The organism is Streptosporangium sp. NPDC006013, assembly GCF_040614275.1.
Taxonomy (GTDB): Bacteria; Actinomycetota; Actinomycetes; order Streptosporangiales; family Streptosporangiaceae; genus Streptosporangium.
In genome coordinates, this window is record NZ_JBEXUE010000806.1 from 1 (window position 1) to 2624 (window position 2624).

A 2624-nucleotide genomic window follows, 5' to 3' on the forward strand; every position below is an offset into this window, starting at 1 on the left:
GGGGCACCGCCCGTGACTCGATGCCGAGCAGGCACACCGGTATGCCGCCGAGATGCACGTCCTGCACCGCTGCGGTCTCCGCGTCGCGTCAGCCGTGGCGGATCAGTGGGTCAGGGACTTGTCGTCTCCACCCTGGCCGACCGCGGTGTGCTCCTCGTGGCCCTCACCGTGGCCGTGGCCGTCGTCGAGCGGGATCTTCTCGCCGCCGTAGGCCGCGCTCATCTTGGTGCGGAGCTTGCCGAGCGGGCCGCGCGTCGCCCTGGACGGGATGCCGTCGTCGTCTCCGCCGCCGCCCCCGGTGAGGACCGGGACCGGCTCCTTGCCCCGCATGTGGGCCTCGATGGCCTCGTTGGGCGGGACGTGGACCTCGATGTACTCGCCGTGCGGCAGTCGCTTGATCACACCGGACTCCACGCCGTGGCCGATGATGGCCGCGTCGGCGCGCTGCAGGCCCAGGCAGACCCGGTAGGTGACGTAGTAGGCGAGCGCGGGACCGGCGAAGATCAGGACCCGGCCGACGTAGGTCGTCCAGTTCAGCGACACCTGGAAGAACGCGGCGATCTCGTCGTTGGCGCCGAGCAGCCACAGGACCCCGTAGAACGTGATCGCGGCCATGCCGATCGAGGTGCGGTGCGGGTTGTTGCGGGGACGGTCCACGACGTGGTGCTCGCGGCGGTCTCCGGTGACCCACTGCTCGATGAACGGATACAGCGCCAGACCCGTCATGATGATGCCCATCGGCACCAGCGCCGGGATCAGCACGCTCATCGGCAGCGTGAAGCCCAGGACGTTGATCTCCCAGGCGGGCATCAGACGGAGCGAACCCTCAAGGAAGCCCATGTAGAAGTCGGGTTGAGAGCCCGCCGAGATGTCGGCCGGGGTGTAGGGACCGTACAGCCAGATCGGGTTGATCTGGGCGAAGGTGCCCAGCAGCGCGATGACGCCGAAGGTGAACATGAAGTAGGCGCCGGCCTTGACCATGAAGGCCGGGTAGAACGGCGCGCCCACCACGTTCTCGTTGGTGCGGCCCTTGCCCGGCATCTGGGTGTGCTTCTGGACCCACATCAGGATCATGTGAGCCGAGATGAGCGCCAGCAGGATGCCCGGGATGAGCAGGATGTGCAGCGAGTAGAACCGGGAGACGATGTCCACGCCGGGGTACTCGCCACCGAAGAGGAAGAAGGTGATCCAGGTGCCGACCAGCGGCAGCGAGATCGCCACACCCTCGGTGATCCGCAGACCGGCGCCCGACAGCAGGTCGTCGGGGAGGGAGTAGCCGGTCAGTCCCGCGGCCAGGGCCAGCGTCAGCAGCAGCACGCCGATCAGCCAGTTCAGCTCGCGCGGCTTGCGGTAGGCGCCGGTGAAGAACACCCGCAGCGCGTGCACCATCATGCCGCCGATGAACAGCAGGGCGGCCCAGTGGTGCATCTGGCGCATCAGCAGGCCGCCGCGCACGTCGAAGCTGATCGCCAGCGACGACGCGTACGCCTCGGACATCATGACGCCCTGCAGCGGGCCGTACGAGCCGGTGTACTCCACGTGGCCCATGCTGGGCTTGAAGAAGAACGTCAGGAACGTGCCGGTCAGCAGCAGGACGATGAACGAGTAGAGCGCGATCTCGCCGAGCAGGAACGACCAGTGGTCGGGGAAGATCTTCCGCAGGTTCCGCCGCAGGAAGTTGCCCGCCCCGATGCGGTCGTCGATGAAGCCGCTCGCGCCCGCGATGGGCTGGGGAACGGGGGTGCTCATGATTGGGCTCCCTTCTGGGCCTCGGCCTCACGGAACTCGGCCTCGGCGTCGCCACGTTCCCAGAAGCTGGGCCCGACGGGGACGGGGAAGTCCGCCGTCGCCACCAGGTATCCCTCTTCGTCCACGGCGATCGGCAGCTGGGGAAGAGGCCGGGCCGCCGGACCGAAGATGACCTTGGCGCCGTCGGCGGCGTCGAAGGTCGACTGGTGACACGGGCACAGGATGTGGTGCGTGGTCTGCTCGTACAGGGCCGCGGGGCAGCCGACGTGCGTGCAGATCTTGGAGTACGCCACGATCCCGTCGTGGGTCCAGTTCAGGTTCGTCCCGGACTTGAGCTCTTCGGGGCGGAACTTGATCAGGATCAGGGTGGCCTTGGCCAGTGCGTTCAGGTCGTGCTCGTATCCCTCGGGCACCACGGAGAGGATGCCGCCGGGGGAGTTGAAGTCGGCCGCCCGGATGGGCGAGCCGCTTCCCTCGACGAGGAGCTTGCGGTTCTTGCCGTCCTTGGTCTTCTCTCCCCAGACGGTGTGCCGCAGCTTGGCGGGGAAGTCCTTGTAGCTCGGGCCGAGGTCGCGCAGCAGGACCAGCGGGGCCAGGCCGAGCGGGGCGGCGGCCATCAGCAGGGTGCGGCGCAGCAGCGGGCGCTTGGTGATGCCGCTCTCGGCCGCGCCCTGCATGAAGGTCTCGCCGACGTAGGACCGGGTCTCGGTGTCGGAGGCCATCGGGTGGCGCTCCTGGACCAGGTTGTACTTGGGCATGACCATGCGGACCCAGGTCACCATGCCCGCGGCCAGCCCGAGCAGGGCCAGCGTGAGCGTGCCGCCCAGCGCGAGGTTGGAGACCTGCGTCTTCTCGATGTCGCCGACCTGGAAGAC

At 68.2% G+C, this 2624-nt stretch carries 2 protein-coding genes; both read right to left on the minus strand.

From position 1 onward, the window contains the following. Positions 1–102: 102 nt before the first annotated feature. Positions 103–1749, minus strand: a complete 1647-nt coding sequence (locus ABZ260_RS49745; protein ID WP_355632614.1) for a ubiquinol-cytochrome c reductase cytochrome b subunit — start codon at positions 1747–1749, stop codon at positions 103–105. Continuing rightward, the coding region (locus tag ABZ260_RS49750) for a Rieske 2Fe-2S domain-containing protein (protein ID WP_355632617.1) at positions 1746–2624 on the minus strand (879 nt) is incomplete at its 5' end. The genes ABZ260_RS49750 and ABZ260_RS49745, both read right to left, overlap by 4 nt.

What these genes read in the sequence shown, in the direction of transcription:
- ABZ260_RS49745 (WP_355632614.1), bottom strand. Translation starts at nt 1,749, where the DNA reads ATGAGCACCCCCGTTCCCCAGCCCATCGCGGGCGCGAGCGGCTTCATC.